Raw genomic sequence first — 21,208 nt, forward strand, 5'->3', positions numbered from 1 at the left:
GACCGGCCGTCACCGGCACACCCTCATGCCGTAGCCGGACGGCTCGTCCGCCGGCTGCGCGGCGATGCCTCCCCGCCCCCCGCGCCGACTTCCGCGGGGCAAGGGGCGGGGGGCTACCGGACGAGGCCCCTACGCCGTGCGGCGCAGGAGGGCCAGGTACATCGCGTCCGTGCCGTGGAGGTGGGGCCAGAGCTGGACGTCCGGGCCGTCGCCGAGGGCCGGGACGCCCGCCATGTACGGGCGGGCGTCGATCAGTTCCGCCGACACCCGCGCCCCCGCGCCCGCGCCCCGGCCCTTGAGGACGTCGTCCACCACGACCCGGGTCTCCGCCAGGTGCGGCGAGCAGGTCGCGTAGCCGACGACGCCGCCGACCCGTACCGCCGCCAGCGCCTCCCGCAGCAGCCCGCGCTGGAGCGGCGCGAAGCCCTCCAGGTCCTCCGGCCGGCGCCGCCACCGCGCCTCGGGACGCCGGCGCAGGGCGCCCAGGCCCGAGCAGGGGACGTCCACCAGGACCCGGTCGAAGGAACCGGGCAGCCACGGCGGCCGGGTTCCGTCCGCCGCGATCACCTGGTACGGGCCGGGGTTGCCGGCCAGGGCCTTCTCCACCAGACGGGCCCGGTGCGGCTGCTTCTCGGAGGCCAGCAGGAACGCCCCGCGCTGCGCCGCCAGCGCCCCGAGCAGGGCCGCCTTGCCGCCCGGGCCCGCGCAGCCGTCCAGCCAGCGCTCGTCGCGGCCCTCCACGGGCGCCGCGGCCAGCGCCATCGCCACCAGCTGGCTGCCCTCGTCCTGTACGCCGGCCCGGCCGTCGCGCACCGCCTCCAGCGCGCCCGGCTCACCGCCCTCGGCCATCCGTACCGCGTACGGGGACCAGCGCCCCGGCAGCGCCGACTCCTCGCCGACGGCCTCCAGCAGCTCCTCGGGCGTGGAGCGGCCGGGGCGGGCGACCAGGGTGACCTCGGGCCGCTCGTTGTCGGCTTCCAGGAGGTCCTCGATACCGGCCCGGCCGCCACCCAGCGCGTCCCACAGGGCGCTGACGATCCAGCGCGGGTGCGAGTGGTAGACCGCGAGGTGCTCCTCGGCGTCGTCCTCGTACGGCGGCGCGACCCGCTCCAGCCAGCCGTCCAGGTCGTGCGCGGTGATCTTGCGGAGCACGGCGTTCACGAACTTCGCGCGCCCGTCCCCGAGGACCACGCGCGCCAGCTCCACGCTCGCCGAGACGGCCGCGTGCGGGGGGATCCTCGTGCCGAGCAGCTGGTGCGCGCCGAGCGACAGCACGTCCAGCACCGGCGGGTCGACCTCGCGCAGCGGCCGGTCGATGCAGGCCTTGATCACCGCGTCGTACGTGCCCTGCCGGCGCAGCGTCCCGTACACCAGCTCGGTGGCCAGCGCGGCGTCGCGCGCCTGGAAGCTCTCGTCCTGGCGCGCCTTGCGCAGCAGCGGCGGCAGCACGAGGTTCGCGTACGCGTCCCGCTCGTCCACCGCCCGCAGCACCTCGAAGGCCAGCATCCGGACGGGGTCCTTCTGCGGCCGGCGGTAGGGCTTGCCCTGCTTGCCGCCCTGGTTGCCGGACGGCTTGCCGTTACCGGACGGCTTGCCGTTGCCGCCCGGGGCGGTCCGCCGACGGGGCTGGCTGGGCTGACGGGGCTGTTCGCTCACGTGAAAGGTGCTCCGGTTTTACGTATTGCCTGGGGGTGTCGAAGAGGTGGGCCGCGCGGTCCGCGGCCGGTATCAGCCTACGTCTGCTCCGCCCAGTCGCTCGCCGGGTGCGATCCGCACCCCGCGGGCCCAGTCGGCGCCCTTCATCGGCTTCTTGCCCTGGGGCTGCACCCAGAGCAGCTCCACGGCGTGCGAGCCGGTGCCCACGTAGACGTTGTTCTTGGCCGGAGCCAGCACACCGGGCTCCAGCTCGGTGCGGTCGGGCACCGGCGCCACCGAGATCAGCTTGAGGCGCTCGCCGCGGAAGACGGTCCACGCGCCCGGGGCGGGGGTGCAGCCGCGCACCACCCGGTCGGCGCGCATCGCGGGGGCGGTCCAGTCGATCCGGGCGTCCTCGACGGTGATCTTGGGAGCGAGGGAGATCCCGTCGGCGGGCTGCGGCACGGCGCGCAGAGCGCCGTCCTCGATGCCGTCCACGGTGGCGGCGAGCAGGCCCGCCCCGGCGAAGGCGAGCCGGGTCAGCAGGTCGCCGCTGGTGTCGGTGGGCCGGATCTCCTCGGTCAGGTGGCCGTAGACCGGCCCGGAGTCCAGACCCTCCTCGATCAGGAACGTCGAGGCGCCGGTGACCTGGTCGCCCGCCATGATCGAGTGCTGGACGGGCGCGGCCCCGCGCCACGCCGGCAGCAGCGAGAAGTGCAGGTTGACCCAGCCGTGCTTGGGGATGTCCAGGGCGCTCTTGGGCAGCAGCGCCCCGTAGGCGACGACCGGGCAGCAGTCCGGCGCGATCTCGCGCAGCCGCTCCTGGAAGTCCGGGTCGCGCGGCCGCACGGGCTTGAGGACCTCGATCCCCGCCTCCTCGGCGCGCTGGGCGACGGGGCTCGCGACGAGCCGGCGGCCCCGGCCGGCCGGGGCGTCGGGCCGGGTGACGACGGCCGCGACCTCGTGGCGCCCGGAGGCGATCAGGGCGTCCAGGGCGGGCACGGCTACCTCGGGGGTGCCTGCGAAGACGAGCTTCACTGGGTCCTACCTCGCTATCTCGGCTGTCAGCAGCGCACCAGTCTATGGGCCGGGCGGCCGGCCTCCCAGTCGGTGTGCCCGGGGCGTGCCCCGACCTGCGCGCCCCTCGCATATGCCGACACGCCCCCAGAGCGTGACCTGGGCGACCGCTGGCGCGTTGGTCAAGAGAGATTGACCGAAACGGGCCGCGATTGAGAACGGTGTCTGCGGCCCCATCCGCTCTTACGCACCGGTTCGAGAGGCTTCTTCATGGCCGACCACGCCACCCACGACGCCCAAGCACGGGCCAGCCTGCATCTCCTGGTGCGGGACATCGAGCGGGTCCGCCGGCAGGTGGATGCTCTGCGCACGCTCACCGCCCAGCTAGGCAACGTGTACCGCCCGCGCCGCTCCGGCCCCTCCACGGGCTTCGTCGTCTACGGCAGGGCCCCGGCCCCCACCGTCCGGCTCGCGCAGGAACTGCGGGACAGCGTCGAGACGCTGGTCACCGCAGCGGTGGACTTCGACCGCTCGCTCGGCTTCTCCTGGGACGCCGTCGGATCGGCGCTCGGCGTCACCAAGCAGGCCGTGCACCGCCGGTACGGGGCCCGGCGGGCCCAGGCCGCCGAGTCCGCGGAGGTACCGGCCGACGCGACGGCCACCCGCACCGTGGGGCCGCTCCCGACCATCCCCGCGGCGCGCTCCGTCCCGCCGCAGCCCGTACGCGAGGAGTCGGCCGCCGGGGCCCAGGGGGCGGCGACCGCCTCCCGCTCGCCGGCCTTCCCCGGCCCGCGCAACGGCTGACCGGCGGCCCGCCGCCGGGACGCCGCCGGGACGCCGACCCCTGACGGCCGGGGCGCCGCCGCTGTGAAGCCCCCGCCCCCGGCGGCGCGGCACCTCCCCGGAGGCCGCTCCTGCCGGGGGCGGTCGCCGTCGCGGGACCCTCCGGAGACGCCCCCGGCCGGTGTCCGGCGGGTCGGCTCCCGGTCCGCAGCGATGTGCGGCGGGCAGGTCCCGGTCCGGACTCAGCCGATGTCCGGCGGGTCGATCCTGATCCGCAGCGATGTGCAGCGCGGCTCCCGGTCCGGGCTCAGCCGATGTCCGGCGGGTCGATCCTGATCCGGACCGATTCCGCGGGCGTCACCCCGCGCGCCAGCCGGGCGGCCTGCGCCTTCTTGAGGGCCCTCGCCAGGTCCGCCCCGCTGCCGGGCCGGACCCGGATCAGGACCCGCTCCCCCGGCGAGGGCTCGCCGCGCCGGCCGGGCAGCGGCACCGGGCCCAGGAGCTCCGCGTCGGGCGGCAGTTCGGCCGCGGCGAGGAACGCCTCCAGCGCCTCCGGCCGCCCGGCCACCGCCGCCATCCGGGAGACCGGCGGGAAGCCCAGCTGGGCGCGCTCCGCGAGCTCGCGCACCGCGTGCCCCACCGGGTCCCAGCGCACCAGCGCCTGCACCGGCCGCAGCGTCGGCTCGGCGACGACCACCACCTGCCCCTCCCCCCGCACCAGCGAGGCCGCGCCGATCCAGCGCCGCAGCGCCTCCTCCCCGGCCCGCAGGTCGGGGCGGCCGAGCATGGCCCAGCCGTCCAGCAGCAGCGCCGCCGCGTACCCGGCGCCGGACGCGACGGGTTCCGCGCCCGGGGTGCACACCACCAGCGCGGGCCGGTCCGGCACCTCGTCCAGCACGTGATCGCGCCCGGAGGTGCGCACGGGCACGGCCGGGAACGCCCGCCCCAGCTCCTCGGCGGTGCGCCGCGCACCGACCACCCGGGCCCGGAGCCGGAACGAGCCGCACTCCTCGCAGTGCCAGGACGGCTCGCCACGCCCGCACCACCCGCACCTCAGGTCCCGCTCGTCCGGGGCCTCCAGGGGGCCCGCACAGACCCGGCAGCGGGCCGGTGTCCGGCAGCGCTCGCAGGCCAGCCGGGGCACATAGCCCCGCCGCGGCACCTGTACGAGCACGGGCCCGCTCTTCAGCCCCTCCCGCACGGTCTCCCAGGCCAGGCTCGGCAACCGCGCGGCCCGGGCGGCCTCGTCCCGGGCCAGCAGCTCGTCCCCGACGGTCCTGATCCGGGGCGCGCAGGCCCGTACCGTCTCGCGGTCGGCGACCAGGGGCCGCGCCCAGCCGGACTCGACCAGTTGGGCGGCCTCGACGGTGCAGCTGGTGCTCCCGGCGAGGAAGGCGCAGCCGTCGGTCACCGCCCGCAGCTCCAGCACCTCGCGGACGTGCGGGAACGGGGCGTGGTCGTCGCTGTGGCTGGAGTCCCCGTCGTCCCAGACCGCGACCAGCCCGAGGTCGCGTACGGGCGCGAACATCGCGGCGCGGGTGCCGACGACGGCCCGCACCGAGCCCCGGCTCACGGCGAGCCACTGGCGGTAGCGCTTCTCCGGCCCGGATTCGGCGGTCAGCACCGCGTGCCGGCCCGCGCCGAGCAGTGCGGTGAGCGCCGCGTCCACCCGGGCGGCGGTCCGCCCGTCGGGCACGACGGCCAGGGCGCCCCGGCCGGAGGCGAGGGTGGCGGCCATGGCCCGGGCGAGTTCGCCGGCCCAGCCGGGGCCGGGCAGCGCCGTCCACACGGCGCGGGGGCTGCCCCCGCCGGCCAGGGCCCGCAGGAAGGCCGGGCCGGCCGCGTACCGCTCCCAGCCGCCGGGCTCGGGCGCCGCGGGCGGCGGCAGCGGCTCGGGCGAGGGTTTCGCCTCCGCGCGGGCGCTGCGCGGGGGGAGGGCGAGCTGGAGCACATCGGCCAGGCTGCCCGCGTACCGGTCGGCGACGGCCCGGGCGAGTGCGAGCAGGCCGGGGGTGAGGACGGCCTCGGCGGAGACGACCTGGGCCAGGGCGGCCAGGGCCCCGTTGTAGTCGGACTCCGCGCGCCGCTCCACGATGAAGCCGTCGATCAGGCCGCCGCCCTCGCGGCGGCCGCCGTGCACCTGGTGGGAGCCCGCACCGAAGCGGACCCGGACCCGGACGCCCGGCTGCGCGGCCTCGGCCAGCTCGGCGGGCACCGCGTAGTCCCACAGCTGGTCGAGGTGGAGCACGCCCTTGTTGACCAGGACGCGGGCGACGGGCAGTTCCTCGGCGAGCGCCGCCCCGCGCCAGGTGCGGGGCTTGGCCTTGGGGGCCTTGGCCTTCGCCTCGGCCACGATGTCCCGGATGAGCGCGAGCTGCTCCGGCGGGCCGCCGGGATCCCGCTCCCCGCCCCGCTGATCCGACTCGTTCGCGCTGCTCACACTCGCATTCTTACCAAATGGCACCGACACCCGGACATGCGCGAGGCCCCGGACCCCATCGTGGTCCGAGGCCTCGCGCGGGAAGTGACTAGAGGCCGGCGGCGGCGCGCAGGGCGTCGACGCGGTCGGTGCGCTCCCAGGTGAAGTCGGGCAGCTCGCGGCCGAAGTGGCCGTAGGCGGCGGTCTGGGCGTAGATGGGCCGCAGCAGGTCCAGGTCGCGGATGATCGCGGCGGGGCGCAGGTCGAAGACCTGGCCGATGGCCTCCTCGATCTTCGCGGTGTCGACCTTGGCGGTGCCGAAGGTCTCCACGAACAGGCCGACCGGCTCCGCCTTGCCGATGGCGTACGCGACCTGCACCTCGCAGCGCGAGGCGAGACCGGCGGCGACCACGTTCTTGGCGACCCAGCGCATCGCGTACGCGGCGGAGCGGTCCACCTTGGACGGGTCCTTGCCCGAGAACGCGCCACCACCGTGGCGGGCCATGCCGCCGTACGTGTCGATGATGATCTTGCGGCCGGTCAGACCCGCGTCACCCATCGGGCCACCGATCTCGAACCGGCCCGTCGGGTTCACCAGCAGCCGGTAGCCCTCGGTGTCCAGCTTGATGCCGTCCTCGATGAGCTGGGCCAGCACGTGCTCGACGACGAACTCGCGGATGTCCGGAGCGAGCAGCGAGTCGAGGTCGATGTCGGCGGCGTGCTGCGAGGAGACCACGACGGTGTCCAGGCGGACGGCCTTGTCACCGTCGTACTCGATGGTGACCTGCGTCTTGCCGTCGGGGCGCAGGTACGGGATGGTCCCGTTCTTGCGGACCTCGGACAGCCGCTTGGAGAGCCGGTGCGCGATGTGGATCGGCAGCGGCATCAGCTCGGGCGTCTCGTCGCAGGCGTAGCCGAACATCAGGCCCTGGTCGCCGGCGCCCTGCTTGTCCAGCTCGTCCTCGTCGCCCTCGACGCGCTGCTCGTAGGCGGTGTCGACGCCCTGGGCGATGTCGGGGGACTGCGCGCCGATGGACACCGACACGCCGCAGGAGGCGCCGTCGAAGCCCTTCTTCGAGGAGTCGTAGCCGATCTCCAGGATCTTGTCGCGGACGAGCTGCGCGATCGGCGCGTACGCCTTCGTCGTCACCTCTCCCGCGATGTGCACGAGACCGGTGGTGATGAGGGTCTCCACGGCCACACGCGAGGTCGGGTCCTCGGTGAGGAGCGCGTCGAGGATCGTGTCGCTGATCTGGTCAGCGATCTTGTCGGGGTGACCCTCGGTCACGGACTCCGAGGTAAACAGGCGACGGGACACAACGCTCCCTGGGGTTGCAGCGGCTGCTGGCTGATCATTTGGCGGAACATTACCGGGGGCTGCGCCCGGTCCGTGTTCCAAATGCAGTTTATCGGTCGCCACCGTTCGCCGGACCACCCGTCTCGCCTTATGGGAGCCGTGTGACCTGCGGCACTACATTCTGGCGTACGGATTCCCCGGCGGGAAGGCGATCCGCTCAGGCGCGTCGGGGCGCGAGGCGTGGAGCGACCTCGTCCCAGATCGCGTCCGCAAGAAATTCCTTCGGTCCATGCGGAACGGCGGTCTCAGCGCCATCGGAGGCAAGGATGACGGCCTCGTTCTCTTCGGAACCGAAGGTCTTCGTCTCGCCGACCTCGTTGACGACGAGAAGATCACAACCCTTGCGCAGCAGCTTGGCCCGCCCGTTGGCGAGGACGTCGTCGGTCTCGGCGGCGAATCCCACCACCACCTGGCCCTCCCGGGCGCGTTCTGCGGAGACCTCCGCCAGCACGTCGGGGTTGCGTACGAGCGCCACCGGCGCGGGGTCCTGCCCGTCCTGCTTCTTGATCTTGCCGCCCGCGTAGGAGGCGGGCCGGAAGTCGGCCACGGCCGCGGCCATCACCACCGCGTCGGCGTCGGCGGCCGCCTTGAGCACCGCCTCGCGCAGCTGGAGGGCCGTCCCGACCCGTACGACGTCCGCCCCGGCCGGGTCGGCCAGTGCGGTGTTGGCCGCGACGAGCGTGACGCGGGCGCCGCGCGCGACGGCGGTGCGGGCGAGCGCGTAGCCCTGCTTGCCGGAGGAGCGGTTGCCGAGGAAACGGACCGGGTCCAGCGGTTCCCGGGTGCCCCCGGCGCTGACCACCACGTGCCGCCCGGCCAGGTCCGGCTCCCCGGCACCCCGGGCGAGGACCCGGCGGCACACCTCGAAGATCTCGTCGGGGTCGGGCAGCCGCCCTTTGCCGGTGTCCTTGCCGGTGAGCCGGCCGACGGCGGGCTCGATGACGACGGCGCCGCGCCGCCGCAGGGTGGCGACGTTCTCCTGGGTGGCGGGGTGCTCCCACATCTCGGTGTGCATCGCGGGTGCGAAGACCACCGGACAGCGGGCGGTGAGCAGCGTGTTGGTGAGCAGGTCGTCGGCCAGCCCGTGGGCGGCCTTGGCCAGCATGTCGGCGGTGGCCGGGGCGACGACGACCAGGTCGGCGGACTGGCCGATGCGCACGTGCGGGACGTCGTGGACGCTCTCCCAGACCTGGCTGGAGGCCGGGTTGCCGGACAGTGCGGCCCAGGTGGCCTCGCCGACGAAGTTCAGCGACGCGGCCGTCGGCACCACGCGTACGTCGTGGCCGGACTCGGTCAGCCGGCGCAGCAGCTCGCACGCCTTGTAGGCGGCGATCCCGCCGCTGACCCCCAGCACGACCTTCGGCTTACCCACCACGCACTCCCCTTCGAGGAAGAATCTCTGCACCTATGACACACCACAGGCCCGGCAGATGTTCTGCCGGGCCTGTGGTGAAAGGAATTCCTGGTGCCTTACTGAGCCGGGGCCTCGATGGCCTCGGAGGTCAGCAGACCCGCGTTGATCTCGCGCAGCGCGATCGAAAGCGGCTTCTCGTGGACGTGGGTGTCCACCAGCGGGCCGACGTACTCGAGCAGGCCCTCACCGAGCTGCGAGTAGTACGCGTTGATCTGACGCGCGCGCTTGGCCGCGTAGATCACGAGGCTGTACTTCGAGTCCGTGGCCTCGAGCAGCTCGTCGATCGGCGGGTTGATGATGCCCTCGGGCGCAGTCATGGAAGAGGACACGCTCTACCTTCCGAAGATGGGTGAAAGATCTTGCGTTGATCGGACAAATACCGAACAACGATCAGACAACGTCCATCAAGGCTAGCAGCTCACGCGCCACGTCCTCGACGGAGGTGTTGACCAGGGTGGTGTCGAACTCGGTTTCGGCAGCGAGTTCGATCTTCGCGGCGGCCAGCCGGCGCTCGATGACCTCGGCCGACTCGGTACCGCGGCCGGTGAGGCGGCGGACCAGCTCTTCCCAGCTCGGCGGTGCCAGGAAGACCAGCTGGGCCTCCGGCATCGACTGGCGGACGAGCCGCGCGCCCTGGAGGTCGATCTCCAGCAGCACCGGCTCGCCGTTCTCCAGGCGTTCCAGCACCGCGCCGCGCGGTGTGCCGTAGCGGTTGCCCGCGAACTCGGCCCACTCCAGCAGCTCGCCGTTGGCGACCAGCTTGTCGAACTCGTCGTCGCCGACGAAGAAGTAGTGGACACCGTGTCGCTCACCGGGCCGCGGCTTGCGGGTGGTGGCCGACACCGAGAGCCATACCTCGGGGTGGACCTTGCGCATATGCGCGACGACCGTGCTCTTGCCGACCCCTGAGGGGCCGGAGAGCACGGTCAGCCGCGGACGAACCTCTGCTGCCATAGAGCGATTATCCAGGTTCCAGGGACTGCCTGAGAACGCCGGGAGGACTTCGGGCGACGCCTCAGGCGCCGCTACCGCCGAACTCACGCTCCAGAGAGGCGATCTGGTTGGAGCCGAGACCTCGGACACGCCGGGATTCGGAGATGCCGAGGCGCTCCATGATCTGCTTGGCGCGGACCTTGCCCACGCCGGGCAGCGACTCGAGAAGGGCGGAGACCTTCATCTTGCCGATGACGTCGTTCTCCTGTCCCGTCTTGATGACGTCGTGGAGAGAGGCGCCGGAATGCTTGAGTCGATTCTTCACCTCGGCCCGCTCCCGGCGAGCCGCGGCGGCCTTTTCGAGCGCTGCTGCGCGCTGTTCAGGGGTAAGGGGCGGAAGAGCCACGCCTACGTCACCTCGGATGTCGAACTGTCGGATACGGACCGGCACGGAGCCAGGAGGCACCACACCAGGCGAGCGCCCGAACAGCGGTGATATTCGTCCGCTGCTCGTTGACTCTGCTCGGAGACTAGCGGCCTGGGCCGCTCCAGTCAGCGAGAACGGACGAAAAGTCCTGGTCAGCCTCCGTTGAAACGTACATCACGGACAAACTACCCCGGTTTTGTCCGGTCGAGGACGTTCGGTTTTCGTCAAGCCGAGCGGCGGACCCCCTCCGCGGAGTCCGCCGCAGCTCACCGCACCGGTCAGGCGGAGGGGACCGCCGCGCGGATCTCGGCCGCGAAGCCGGCCGCCGCCGACCGCAGGGCGGCGGCGTCCGGGCCGTACCGCAGGACGCCCCGCGAGACGTTCGGGACGACGTTGCCGACGGCCGCACCGAAGACCGCCGGGAGGTCGGCGGCCGTGGCACCCTGCGCGCCGATGCCGGGCGCCAGGATCGGGCCGTTGATGTCCAGGTCGAAGGAGGAGAGGTCGCCGAGGGTCGCGCCGACGACGGCGCCGAAGGAGCCCATCGGCTCGGCCCCCGCGTTCTCCGCCGCCAGGTGGGCCAGCATCGTCGCGCCGATCGACCGGCCGTCGGAGCGCACCGCCCGCTGGACCTCCGCCCCCTCGGGGTTCGAGGTGAGGGCCAGGACGAAGAGCCCGGCGCCCGAGCGGCGGGCCAGGTCCACCGCCGGGGCGAGCGAGCCGTAGCCGAGGTACGGCGAGACCGTCAGGGCGTCGGAGAACAGCGGCGAGCCCGGCGCGAGGAACGTCTCGGCGTAGGCGGCCATGGTGGAGCCGATGTCCCCGCGCTTGGCGTCCATGACGACCAGCGTGCCGGCCGCCCGGGCGTCGGCCACGGTCCGCTCCAGCACCGCGATGCCCCGCGAGCCGAACCGCTCGAAGAAGGCGGCCTGCGGCTTGAAGACGGCGACCGAGTCCGCGAGGGCTTCGACGACGGTGCGGGAGAAGGTCTCCAGCCCGGCGATGTCGTCGTTCAGGCCCCAGGACGCCAGCAGCGCGGCGTGCGGGTCGATCCCGACGCACAGCGGGCCGCGGGAGTCCATCGCCGCCCGCAGCCGGGCGCCGAAGGGGGTCACAGGGGTCGCAGAGGTCACTGGGAGGCCTTCCGGGTCTCGGCGCCGACCGCGTCGGCGAGCGTCTCGTACGGGCTGTCGGCCAGGCGCCGGGCCAGCCCCTGGTGGATGGCGCGGGCGTAGCCGGGGCCCTCGTAGATGAAGGCGCTGTAGCCCTGGATCAGCGTCGCGCCCGCCAGGATGCGCTGCCAGGCGTCCTCGGCGTTCTCGATGCCTCCGACGCCGACCAGGACCAGCCGGTCCCCCACCCGGGCGTACAGCCGGCGCAGCACCTCCAGCGAGCGCGCCTTGACGGGGGCGCCGGACAGTCCGCCGGTCTCCTTGACCAGGGCGGGCTCGGACTTCAGGCCCAGTCCCTCGCGGGCGATGGTGGTGTTCGTCGCGATGATGCCGTCCAGGCCCAGCTCCAGGGCGAGGTCGGCGACGGCGTCCACGTCCTCGTCGGCGAGGTCGGGCGCGATCTTCACCAGCAGCGGGACCCGGCGGTCGGTCACCACCCGGTCGGCTGCCTCCCGTACGGCGCTCAGCAGGGGGCGCAGGGACTCGGTGGCCTGGAGGTTGCGCAGGCCCGGGGTGTTCGGCGAGGAGACGTTGACCACGAGGTAGTCGGCGTGCCGGGCCAGCCGCTCGGTGGAGGCGACGTAGTCCGCCACCGCCTCCTCCTCGGGCACCACCTTCGTCTTGCCGATGTTGACGCCGACGACGGTCCGGAAGACCGCCTTGCGGGCCGCCAGGCGCCGGGCGACGGCAGCCGAGCCCTCGTTGTTGAAGCCCATCCGGTTGATCAGCGCCCGGTCGGGGACGAGGCGGAAGAGCCGCTTCTTGGGATTGCCGGGCTGGGCCTGGGCCGTGACCGTGCCGATCTCGACGTGGTCGAAGCCGAGCATCGACATGCCGTCGATGGCGACGGCGTTCTTGTCGAAGCCGGCCGCCAGCCCGAAGGGGCCGTGCATCCGCAGGCCCAGGGCCTCCGTGCGCAGCTCCGCGTGGCGGGGGGCGAGGACGGCGGCGACGAAGGTGCGCAGCACCGGGGTGCGGGCCGCGAGGCGGATCCAGCGGAAGGCCGTGTAGTGGGCCTGCTCCGGGTCCATCCGCTTGAAGACGAGGTTGAAGAAGAGTTTGTACATCGGCGTGGGGATCCTTCTGCGCTCATGGAGAGGGGGACACCCGTCGCTGTCGCGAATCCGGTGTCCCCCTCCTCCTACGGGCTGCTAGTCGCGGGCCGCGGTCAGGTGCTCGGCGTGCTCCTGGAGGGAGCGGACGCCGACGTCGCCGCGGTTGAGCGCGTCGATGCCCTGGACGGCGGCGGCCAGCGCCTGGACCGTCGTCAGGCACGGGACGCTGCGCGCCACGGCCGCGGTACGGATCTCGTAGCCGTCGAGGCGGCCACCCGTGCCGTACGGGGTGTTGACGATCAGGTCGACCTGGCCGTCGTGGATCAGCTGGACGATCGTCTTCTCGCCGTTCGGGCCCTCGCCCTCGCTGAGCTTGCGCACGATGGTGGCGTTGATGCCGTTGCGGCGCAGCACCTCCGCGGTGCCGGAGGTCGCCATCAGCTCGAAGCCGTGGGCGACCAGCTCGCGCGCCGGGAAGATCATCGAGCGCTTGTCGCGGTTGGCGACGGAGATGAACGCCCGGCCCTTGGTGGGCAGCGGGCCGTAGGCGCCGGCCTGCGACTTGGCGTAGGCGGTGCCGAAGACGGTGTCGATGCCCATGACCTCGCCGGTGGAGCGCATCTCCGGGCCGAGGACGGTGTCGACGCCGCGGCCGTGGATGTCGCGGAAGCGCGACCACGGCATGACGGCCTCCTTGACGGAGATCGGCGCGTCCAGCGGCAGCGTGCCGCCGTCACCGGTCTTCGGGAGCATGCCCTCGGCGCGCAGCTCGGCGATGGTGGTGCCGAGCGAGATGCGGGCGGCGGCCTTCGCGAGCGGGACCGCGGTCGCCTTCGAGGTGAAGGGGACGGTGCGGGACGCGCGGGGGTTGGCCTCCAGGACGTAGAGGATGTCGCCCGCCATCGCGAACTGGATGTTGATCAGGCCGCGGACGCCGACGCCCTTGGCGATGGCCTCGGTGGAGGCGCGCAGGCGCTTGATGTCGTAGCCGCCGAGGGTGATCGGGGGCAGGGCGCAGGCCGAGTCGCCGGAGTGGATGCCGGCTTCCTCGATGTGCTCCATGACGCCGCCGAGGTAGAGCTCGGTGCCGTCGTAGAGGGCGTCGACGTCGATCTCGATGGCGTCGTCGAGGAAGCGGTCGACCAGCACGGGGCGGGTCGGCGAGATCTCGGTGGACTCGGCGATGTACGACTCCAGCCGGGTCTCGTCGTAGACGATCTCCATGCCGCGGCCGCCGAGCACGTAGGACGGGCGGACCAGGACCGGGTAGCCGATCTCGTCGGCGATCGCCTTGGCACCCGCGAAGGTGGTGGCGGTGCCGTGCTTGGGCGCGGGCAGGCCGGCCTCGGCCAGGACCCGGCCGAAGGCGCCGCGGTCCTCGGCGGCGTGGATGGCCTCCGGGGAGGTGCCGACGACGGGGACGCCGTTGTCCTTGAGCGCCTGGGCGAGACCGAGCGGGGTCTGGCCGCCGAGCTGGACGACGACACCGGCGATCGGGCCGGCCAGCGATTCGGCGTGGACGATCTCCAGGACGTCTTCCAGCGTCAGCGGCTCGAAGTACAGCCGGTCGGAGGTGTCGTAGTCCGTCGAGACGGTCTCCGGGTTGCAGTTGACCATCACGGTCTCGTAGCCGGCGTCGCTGAGCGCGAAGGAGGCGTGGACGCAGGAGTAGTCGAACTCGATGCCCTGGCCGATGCGGTTCGGGCCGGAGCCCAGGATGATGACCGCGGGCTTGGTGCGGGGCGCGACCTCGGACTCCTCGTCGTAGGACGAGTAGAAGTACGGGGTCTTCGCGGCGAACTCGGCGGCGCAGGTGTCGACCGTCTTGTAGACCGGGCGGACGCCGAGCGCGTGCCGGACCTCGCGGACGACGTCCTCGCGCAGGCCGCGGATCTCGGCGATCTGGGCGTCGGAGAAGCCGTGCCGCTTGGCCTCGGCGAGCAGCTCGGGGTGGAGCTTCTCGGCGGCGGTCAGTTCGTCGGCGATCTCCTTGATGAGGAAGAGCTGGTCGACGAACCAGGGGTCGATCTTCGTGGACTCGAAGACCTCTTCCTGGGTGGCTCCGGCGCGGATCGCCTGCATGACGGTGTTGATGCGGCCGTCGGTCGGGCGGACGGCGGTGGCGAGGAGCTCGTCCTTGTCACCGGGCTCGCCGACGAAGGTGAACTGCGAGCCCTTCTTCTCCAGCGAGCGCAGGGCCTTCTGCAGCGCCTCGGTGAAGTTGCGGCCGATGGCCATGGCCTCGCCCACCGACTTCATGGTGGTGGTGAGGGTGGCGTCGGCGGCCGGGAACTTCTCGAAGGCGAAGCGCGGGGCCTTGACGACCACGTAGTCGAGGGACGGCTCGAAGGAGGCCGGCGTCTTCTCGGTGATGTCGTTGGGCACCTCGTCCAGCGTGTAGCCGATGGCCAGCTTGGCGGCGATCTTGGCGATCGGGAAGCCGGTGGCCTTCGAGGCGAGCGCCGAGGAGCGCGAGACGCGCGGGTTCATCTCGATGACGATGACGCGGCCGTCGGCCGGGTCGATCGCGAACTGGATGTTGCAGCCGCCGGTGTCGACGCCGACCTCGCGGATGATCGCGATGCCGATGTCGCGCAGCCGCTGGTACTCGCGGTCGGTCAGCGTCATCGCCGGGGCGACGGTGATCGAGTCACCGGTGTGCACGCCCATCGGGTCGAAGTTCTCGATGGAGCAGACGACGACCACGTTGTCCTTGGTGTCGCGCATCAGCTCCAGCTCGTACTCCTTCCAGCCGAGGATGGACTCCTCCAGGAGCACCTCGGTGGTCGGGGAGAGCGTCAGGCCCTGGCCGGCGATGCGGCGCAGCTCTTCCTCGTCGTGGGCGAAGCCGGAGCCGGCGCCGCCCATGGTGAAGGAGGGGCGCACGACGACGGGGTAGCCGCCGAGGGTGTCGACGCCCTCGATGACGTCGTCCATCGTGTGACAGATGACCGAGCGGGCGGACTCGCCGTAGCCGATCTTGGCCTTGACGGCCTCGACGACGCCCTTGAAGAGCTCGCGGTCCTCGCCCTTGTTGATGGCCTCGACGTTGGCGCCGATCAGCTCGACGCCGTACTTCTCCAGCACACCCTGCTCGTGCATGGAGATGGCGGTGTTCAGCGCCGTCTGGCCGCCGAGGGTGGGGAGCAGGGCGTCGGGGCGCTCCTTGGCGATGATCTTCTCGACGAACTCGGGGGTGATCGGCTCGACGTACGTGGCGTCGGCGATCTCCGGGTCGGTCATGATCGTCGCGGGGTTGGAGTTCACCAGGATGACCCGCAGGCCCTCGGCCTTGAGGATGCGGCAGGCCTGGGTGCCGGAGTAGTCGAACTCGGCGGCCTGTCCGATGACGATCGGGCCGGAGCCGATGACCAGGACGGACTGGATATCGGTGCGCTTAGGCACGCTCGGCCTCCATCAGGACGGTGTTCATCAAAGACGTGAAGCGGTCGAAGAGGTACGCGGCGTCGTGCGGGCCGGCGGCCGCCTCGGGGTGGTACTGGACGGAGAAGGCCGGCTGGTCGAGCAGCTGGAGGCCTTCCACCACATTGTCGTTGAGGCAGACGTGGGAGACCTCGGCGCGGCCGAAGGGGGTCTCGGAGACCTTGTCGAGCGGCGCGTCGACGGCGAAGCCGTGGTTGTGCGCGGTGATCTCGACCTTGCCGGTGGTGCGGTCCTGTACGGGCTGGTTGATGCCGCGGTGGCCGTACTTCAGCTTGTAGGTGCCGAAGCCCAGCGCGCGGCCGAGGATCTGGTTGCCGAAGCAGATGCCGAAGAGCGGCGTCTTGCGGGCGAGCACGCCCTGCATGACGGAGACCGCGTGGTCGGCGGTGGCGGGGTCGCCGGGGCCGTTGGAGAAGAACACGCCGTCCGGGTTGACCGCGTACACGTCCTCGACGGTGGCGGTGGCGGGCAGCACGTGCACCTCGATGCCGCGCTCGGCCATCCGGTGCGGGGTCATGCCCTTGATGCCGAGGTCCACCGCGGCCACGGTAAACTTCTTCTCCCCGATGGCGGGGACCACGTAGGCCCGCTCGGTGGCGACCTCGGCGGAGAGGTCGGCACCCTTCATCTGCGGGGAGTCCTGGACCTTCGCCAGCAGTACGGCGTCGTCCATCACCGCCTCGCCGGAGAAGATGCCGACGCGCATGGCGCCGCGCTCGCGCAGGTGGCGGGTCAGGGCCCGGGTGTCGACGCCGCTGATGCCGACGACGCCCTGCGCGACGAGCTCCTCGTCCAGCGAGCGGCGCGAGCGCCAGTTCGAGGGGACGCGGGCGGGGTCGCGCACCACGTAGCCGGAGACCCAGATGCGGGAGGACTCGGGGTCCTCGTCGTTGACGCCGGTGTTGCCCACGTGCGGGGCGGTCATCACGACGACCTGCCGGTGGTACGACGGGTCGGTGAGGGTCTCCTGGTAGCCGGTCATGCCGGTGGAGAACACGGCCTCGCCGAAGGTCTCCCCCACAGCGCCGTAGGCACGGCCGCGGAAGATCCGGCCGTCCTCCAGTACGAGTACGGCGGGAGCTTTGGCTGCTCCCCTGGTGGAGGTCGTCATCGTTCGGCGCCTTCCGTCGTGATGGTTGGGTTCATGAGGTTTACGGCTTCGACCCAGGCGGCGTGTTCGGCCGCCCGGTCGGAGCGGAATCCGGAGTCGATCAGCTTGTCGCCGTGCGCCCAGGTGACGACGAGCAGACCGCCCTCGGTGAGTACCTTGCCCGCGATCCCCTTGTCGAGGCGGGCGCCGCGCAGCTGCGCGGCCGGTACGAAGAAGTCGGTGGCCCCCGGACGGACCACGTCGAGGCCCGCGTCGGTGAGCGTGAGCTCGACCCGGCTGCGCACCCCCAGGCCGTGGGCGACGATCCGGTCCAGCCACTGTCCGGCGGTGGTGGACCCGTGGTACCGGCCGGTCAGGGCCAGCCGGTGGGCGGGCAGACCGCTCGGGGCGGCGGGCAGCTCCGGCAGATCGCTCTGCAGGGTGCCGCGCCATTTCCAGCCCTGCCGCATCAGCCAGTAGACGAACGCGATGAAGACGAGCAGACCGATCACCCACGCGATGCGGGCGCCCCAGTCCGTCACCTCCGCCGAGTGTCGTTCGGCGGCCTCGGCGGCCAGTTGGATTACTGCAGGTGTCACGCCAGCGTCCCGTCCACGACCGTTGCCCGGCCCCGCAGGAAGGTGTGAGTGACGCGCCCCGGCAGCTCACGGCCCTCGTAAGGCGTGTTGCGGCTGCGGGAGGCGAAGTGTGCGGGGTCCACGACACCACGGTACGAGGTATCGACCAAGGTCAGGTTCGCGGGTTCACCTGCCGAGACGGGGCGGCCGTGGTTCTCCAGGCCGCCGATCCGCGCCGGGGCGGAGGACATCCGCTCGGCGACGCCCGCCCAGTCGAGCAGCCCGGTCTCCACCATCGTCTGCTGGACGACGGACAGCGCGGTTTCCAGGCCGACCATGCCCATGGCGGCGGCGGCCCACTCGCAGTCCTTGTCCTCGTGCGGGTGCGGGGCGTGGTCGGTGGCGACGATGTCGATCGTGCCGTCCGCGAGCGCCTCGCGCAGGGCCAGCACGTCGCGCTCGGTGCGCAGCGGCGGGTTGACCTTGTAGACCGCGTTGTACGAGCGCACCAGCTCCTCGGTGAGCAGCAGGTGGTGCGGGGTGACCTCGGCGGTGACGTCGATGCCGCGGGACTTGGCCCAGCGGACGATCTCGACGGAGCCGGCCGTGGACAGGTGGCAGATGTGCACGCGGGAGCCGACGTGCTCGGCGAGGAGCACGTCACGGGCGATGACCGACTCCTCGGCGACGGCCGGCCAGCCGCCGAGACCCAGCTCGGCGGAGACGACGCCCTCGTTCATCTGGGCGCCCTCGGTGAGGCGGGGCTCCTGGGCGTGCTGGGCGACGACGCCGCCGAAGGCCTTCACGTACTCCAGGGCGCGGCGCATGATCACGGCGTCGTCCACGCACTTGCCATCGTCGGAGAAGACGGTGACGTGCGCGGCGGAGTCGTGCATCGCGCCGAGTTCGGCGAGCTGCTTGCCCTCCAGGCCGACGGTGACGGCGCCGATGGGCTGGACGTCGCAGTAGCCGGACTCCTTGCCCAGGCGCCAGACCTGCTCGACGACACCGGCGGTGTCGGCGACCGGGAAGGTGTTCGCCATGGCGAAGACGGCGGTGTAGCCGCCGGAGGCGGCGGCCCGGGTGCCGGTCAGGACGGTCTCGGAGTCCTCGCGGCCGGGCTCGCGCAGGTGGGTGTGCAGGTCGACGAGGCCGGGGAGGAGCACCTGGCCCTCGGCCTCGATCACGGTCGCGCCTTCGGCGGACAGGTTCTGTCCCACCTCCGCGATGGTCTCGCCGTCGATCAGGACGTCCTGCGCCTCGCCGCCGAGTACCTTCGCGCCACGGATAAGGATCTTGCTCATGGTTACTTGCTCTCCTCGGTGCGCGCGGCGGGGGTGGTGGTGACGGCGGGCTCGGAGCCGCCGAGCAGCAGGTACAGGACGGCCATCCGGGTGGAGACGCCGTTGGCCACCTGCTCGACGGCCGTGCAGCGGTCGGAGTCGGCGACCTCGGCGGTGATCTCCATGCCGCGGTTCATCGGGCCGGGGTGCATCACGATGGCGTGCTCGGGCATCTTGGCCATGCGGTCGCCGTCGAGCCCGTACCGGCGGGAGTACTCGCGCTCGGTCGGGAAGAAGGCGGCGTTCATGCGTTCGCGCTGCACACGCAGCATCATCACCGCGTCGGACTTCGGCAGCACCTCGTCCAGGTTGTACGAGACCTCGCACGGCCAGCTCTCGACGCCGATCGGGACCAGCGTGGGCGGGGCCACGACGGTGACCTCGGCGCCCAGCGTGTGCAGCAGCTGGACGTTGGACCGGGCGACCCGGCTGTGCAGGACGTCGCCGACGATCGTGATCCGGCGGCCGTTCAGGTCCTTGCCCAGACCGGCGTCGCGCCCGACCAGGCGGCGGCGCATGGTGAAGGCGTCGAGCAGGGCCTGGGTGGGGTGCTCGTGGGTGCCGTCGCCGGCGTTGACCACGGCCGAGTCGATCCAGCCGGAGGTGGCGAGGCGGTAGGGGGCGCCGGAGGCGTGGTGGCGGATGACGACGGCGTCCGCGCCCATCGCCTCCAGGGTCAGGGCGGTGTCCTTGAGGGATTCGCCCTTGGAAACCGAGGAGCCCTTGGCGGAGAAGTTGATGACGTCGGCGGAGAGCCGCTTGGCGGCCGCCTCGAACGAGATCCGGGTGCGGGTCGAGTCCTCGAAGAAGAGGTTCACGACCGTGAGGCCGCGCAGGGTGGGCAGCTTCTTGATCGGCCGGTCCGCGACGCGGGCCATCTCCTCGGCGGTGTCGAGGATGAGGACGGCGTCGTCGCGGGTGAGATCGGCGGCCGAGATGAGGTGGCGCTTCATCTGGGTGCTCCGTAGGTCAGGAGGGCAGTCGGCCGGGCGGGCGGGCGGACTGTCTGGCTGGTGTCGCGGGCAGGGCAGGCTGCGGCCGGGGCACCCGTGGCGGGACCCGGACCGGCTCGGGCTACTGCTGCCCGGCTGCCCGGTCGGTCCGCTGGCCGAGCAGTACGGCGTCGCGGCCGTCCTCCTCCTGGAGCTGGACCTTGACGGTCTCCCGCAGCGACGTGGGGAGGTTCTTGCCGACGTAGTCGGCGCGGATCGGCAGTTCGCGGTGGCCGCGGTCGACGAGGACCGCGAGCTGGACCGCGCGGGGGCGGCCGAGGTCGCCGAGGGCGTCCAGGGCGGCGCGGATGGTGCGGCCGGAGAAGAGCACGTCGTCGACGAGGATGACCAGGCGGCCTTCGATGTCGTCGCCGGGGATCTCGGTTCTGCCGATCGCCCGGGCGGGCTTGAGCCGCAGGTCGTCGCGGTACATGGTGATGTCGAGGGAGCCGACCGGGATCTTCGTGCCGGTGATCTCTTCGAGCTTGGCGGCCAGCCGGCGGGCGAGGAAGACGCCGCGGGTGGGGATGCCGAGGAGCACCACGTCGTCGGCGCCCTTGGCGCGTTCGACGATCTCGTGGGCGATGCGGGTCAGTACCCGCGCGATGTCCTGGGCGTCCAGCACAGGACGCATGACATCGGAGCTCTGCTGGGTGTCCATGGGAAGGACCTCCTTCTCCGCCTCACGGGACGGACCTTAAAGGACGTCTGATGTTCGCGTTCCACCGTAGCAGCCGGACGGCCCGGGTCCGTCCACCGGGCGCGCGCCGGGACCCCTCGTAAGTGGGGGTTGAAAAGCATTCGGCTTGACGCATCCAAGTAACGCTGCGTAACCTCACAGTGAGTTACCAGCCGCGCGGCGGAGCCGCTCGTGGTCATGCCGTCCATGTCGTCACAGCGTCACAGCGTCCGGGAGCGTTATGTCCAGCGAATACGCCAAACAGCTCGGGGCCAAGCTCCGCGCCATCCGCACCCAGCAGGGCCTCTCCCTCCACGGTGTCGAGGAGAAGTCGCAGGGCCGGTGGAAGGCCGTGGTGGTCGGTTCGTACGAGCGCGGGGACCGCGCCGTGACCGTCCAGCGCCTCGCCGAGCTGGCGGACTTCTACGGGGTTCCGGTGCAGGAACTCCTGCCGGGCACCACCCCGGGCGGAGCGGCCGAGCCGCCGCCGAAGCTGCGCCTCGACCTGGAGCGGCTGGCGGGCGTGCCCGCCGAGAAGGCCGGCCCGCTCCAGCGCTACGCCGCGACGATCCAGAGCCAGCGCGGCGACTACAACGGCAAGGTGCTCTCGATCCGCCAGGACGACCTGCGCACCCTCGCGGTCATCTACGACCAGTCCCCCTCGGTCCTGACCGAGCAGCTCATCAGCTGGGGCGTGCTGGACGCGGACGCCCGGCGCGCCGTCGCCCACGAGGACGTCTAGTCCCACCGGGCCCAAGCCCAGCAGAAACGTTACCGGCGGGTGCCGGACCTCCCCAGGGGGTCCGGCGCCCGCCGTTCGCATGTGGTGAGCCGGGTGTGGCGAGCGACCGTCACGACCACGCACAACGG

General features: G+C 72.3%; 18 protein-coding genes. 2 read left to right on the forward strand and 16 right to left on the reverse strand.

Translation table 11 applies throughout. The features are described 5' to 3' along the window. Positions 1-129 precede the first annotated feature (129 nt). Positions 130-1,656, reverse strand: coding sequence for an RsmB/NOP family class I SAM-dependent RNA methyltransferase (locus tag ACWGH1_RS27085; protein ID WP_453409079.1), 1,527 nt, complete (start codon positions 1,654-1,656; stop codon positions 130-132). A gap of 72 nt (positions 1,657-1,728) precedes the next feature. Continuing rightward, positions 1,729-2,673 (reverse strand): methionyl-tRNA formyltransferase, encoded by a 945-nt coding sequence (fmt, locus tag ACWGH1_RS27090; protein WP_453356960.1) that lies wholly within the window; start codon positions 2,671-2,673, stop codon positions 1,729-1,731. A gap of 249 nt (positions 2,674-2,922) precedes the next feature. On the opposite strand from fmt, the gene ACWGH1_RS27095 reads away from it, so the two are divergent. Continuing rightward, positions 2,923-3,456, forward strand: a complete 534-nt coding sequence (locus ACWGH1_RS27095; protein ID WP_453356961.1) for a hypothetical protein — start codon at positions 2,923-2,925, stop codon at positions 3,454-3,456. A 286-nt stretch (positions 3,457-3,742) separates the two neighbouring features. Here the strand turns inward: ACWGH1_RS27095 and ACWGH1_RS27100 are convergent, their stop codons facing one another. The 14 genes from ACWGH1_RS27100 to pyrR all read right to left on the reverse strand — a co-directional run bounded on the left by ACWGH1_RS27100 (position 3,743) and on the right by pyrR (position 20,320). Then, on the reverse strand, positions 3,743-5,875 hold the full coding sequence (locus tag ACWGH1_RS27100) for a primosomal protein N' (protein WP_453409080.1): 2,133 nt from the start codon (positions 5,873-5,875) through the stop codon (positions 3,743-3,745). A gap of 88 nt (positions 5,876-5,963) precedes the next feature. Continuing rightward, positions 5,964-7,172 carry a methionine adenosyltransferase gene (metK, locus tag ACWGH1_RS27105; RefSeq protein WP_453409081.1) on the reverse strand — a complete coding sequence of 403 codons (1,209 nt, stop codon included), beginning with the start codon at positions 7,170-7,172 and terminating at the stop codon, positions 5,964-5,966. 196 nt (positions 7,173-7,368) lie between these two features. Further along, positions 7,369-8,583, reverse strand: a complete 1,215-nt coding sequence (coaBC, locus tag ACWGH1_RS27110) for a bifunctional phosphopantothenoylcysteine decarboxylase/phosphopantothenate--cysteine ligase CoaBC (protein WP_453355331.1) — start codon at positions 8,581-8,583, stop codon at positions 7,369-7,371. 98 nt (positions 8,584-8,681) lie between these two features. Beyond that, complete coding sequence (gene rpoZ / locus ACWGH1_RS27115) at positions 8,682-8,954, reverse strand: DNA-directed RNA polymerase subunit omega (protein WP_030879741.1); 273 nt, start codon at positions 8,952-8,954, stop codon at positions 8,682-8,684. Positions 8,955-9,015: 61 nt separating this feature from the next. Then, positions 9,016-9,579: a guanylate kinase gene (gene gmk / locus ACWGH1_RS27120; protein ID WP_453355327.1), complete on the reverse strand. Its 564-nt coding sequence runs from the start codon at positions 9,577-9,579 to the stop codon at positions 9,016-9,018. Positions 9,580-9,640: 61 nt separating this feature from the next. Beyond that, positions 9,641-9,964, reverse strand: a complete 324-nt coding sequence (locus ACWGH1_RS27125; protein ID WP_030234009.1) for an integration host factor — start codon at positions 9,962-9,964, stop codon at positions 9,641-9,643. Positions 9,965-10,263: 299 nt separating this feature from the next. Continuing rightward, the gene (gene pyrF, locus ACWGH1_RS27130) at positions 10,264-11,118 is read right to left on the reverse strand and encodes an orotidine-5'-phosphate decarboxylase (protein ID WP_453409082.1); all 855 of its coding nucleotides are present in this window, start codon (positions 11,116-11,118) and stop codon (positions 10,264-10,266) included. Continuing rightward, the gene (locus ACWGH1_RS27135; protein ID WP_453353738.1) at positions 11,115-12,224 is read right to left on the reverse strand and encodes a quinone-dependent dihydroorotate dehydrogenase; all 1,110 of its coding nucleotides are present in this window, start codon (positions 12,222-12,224) and stop codon (positions 11,115-11,117) included. The genes pyrF and ACWGH1_RS27135 overlap by 4 nt, the downstream gene beginning before the upstream one ends. Before the next feature lie 84 nt (positions 12,225-12,308). Next, complete coding sequence (carB, locus tag ACWGH1_RS27140; RefSeq protein ID WP_453353739.1) at positions 12,309-15,617, reverse strand: carbamoyl-phosphate synthase large subunit; 3,309 nt, start codon at positions 15,615-15,617, stop codon at positions 12,309-12,311. Further along, positions 15,610-16,767, reverse strand: coding sequence for a glutamine-hydrolyzing carbamoyl-phosphate synthase small subunit (gene carA / locus ACWGH1_RS27145; RefSeq protein ID WP_453353740.1), 1,158 nt, complete (start codon positions 16,765-16,767; stop codon positions 15,610-15,612). The genes carB and carA overlap by 8 nt, the downstream gene beginning before the upstream one ends. Beyond that, positions 16,764-17,345: a PH-like domain-containing protein gene (locus ACWGH1_RS27150; protein WP_453353741.1), complete on the reverse strand. Its 582-nt coding sequence runs from the start codon at positions 17,343-17,345 to the stop codon at positions 16,764-16,766. The genes carA and ACWGH1_RS27150 overlap by 4 nt, the downstream gene beginning before the upstream one ends. Then, positions 17,342-18,628 carry a dihydroorotase gene (locus ACWGH1_RS27155; RefSeq protein WP_453353742.1) on the reverse strand — a complete coding sequence of 429 codons (1,287 nt, stop codon included), beginning with the start codon at positions 18,626-18,628 and terminating at the stop codon, positions 17,342-17,344. The genes ACWGH1_RS27150 and ACWGH1_RS27155 overlap by 4 nt, the downstream gene beginning before the upstream one ends. Positions 18,629-18,630: 2 nt before the next feature. After that, positions 18,631-19,620 (reverse strand): aspartate carbamoyltransferase catalytic subunit, encoded by a 990-nt coding sequence (locus ACWGH1_RS27160; RefSeq protein ID WP_453353743.1) that lies wholly within the window; start codon positions 19,618-19,620, stop codon positions 18,631-18,633. Positions 19,621-19,741: 121 nt separating this feature from the next. Next, positions 19,742-20,320 carry a bifunctional pyr operon transcriptional regulator/uracil phosphoribosyltransferase PyrR gene (gene pyrR, locus ACWGH1_RS27165; protein ID WP_136210900.1) on the reverse strand — a complete coding sequence of 193 codons (579 nt, stop codon included), beginning with the start codon at positions 20,318-20,320 and terminating at the stop codon, positions 19,742-19,744. 259 nt (positions 20,321-20,579) lie between these two features. Here pyrR and bldD point away from each other — a divergent pair, with 259 nt between their 5' ends. After that, positions 20,580-21,080, forward strand: coding sequence for a transcriptional regulator BldD (gene bldD / locus ACWGH1_RS27170; RefSeq protein WP_030026184.1), 501 nt, complete (start codon positions 20,580-20,582; stop codon positions 21,078-21,080). Positions 21,081-21,208: the final 128 nt, after the last annotated feature.

Source organism: Streptomyces sp. NPDC054883 (assembly GCF_053610645.1).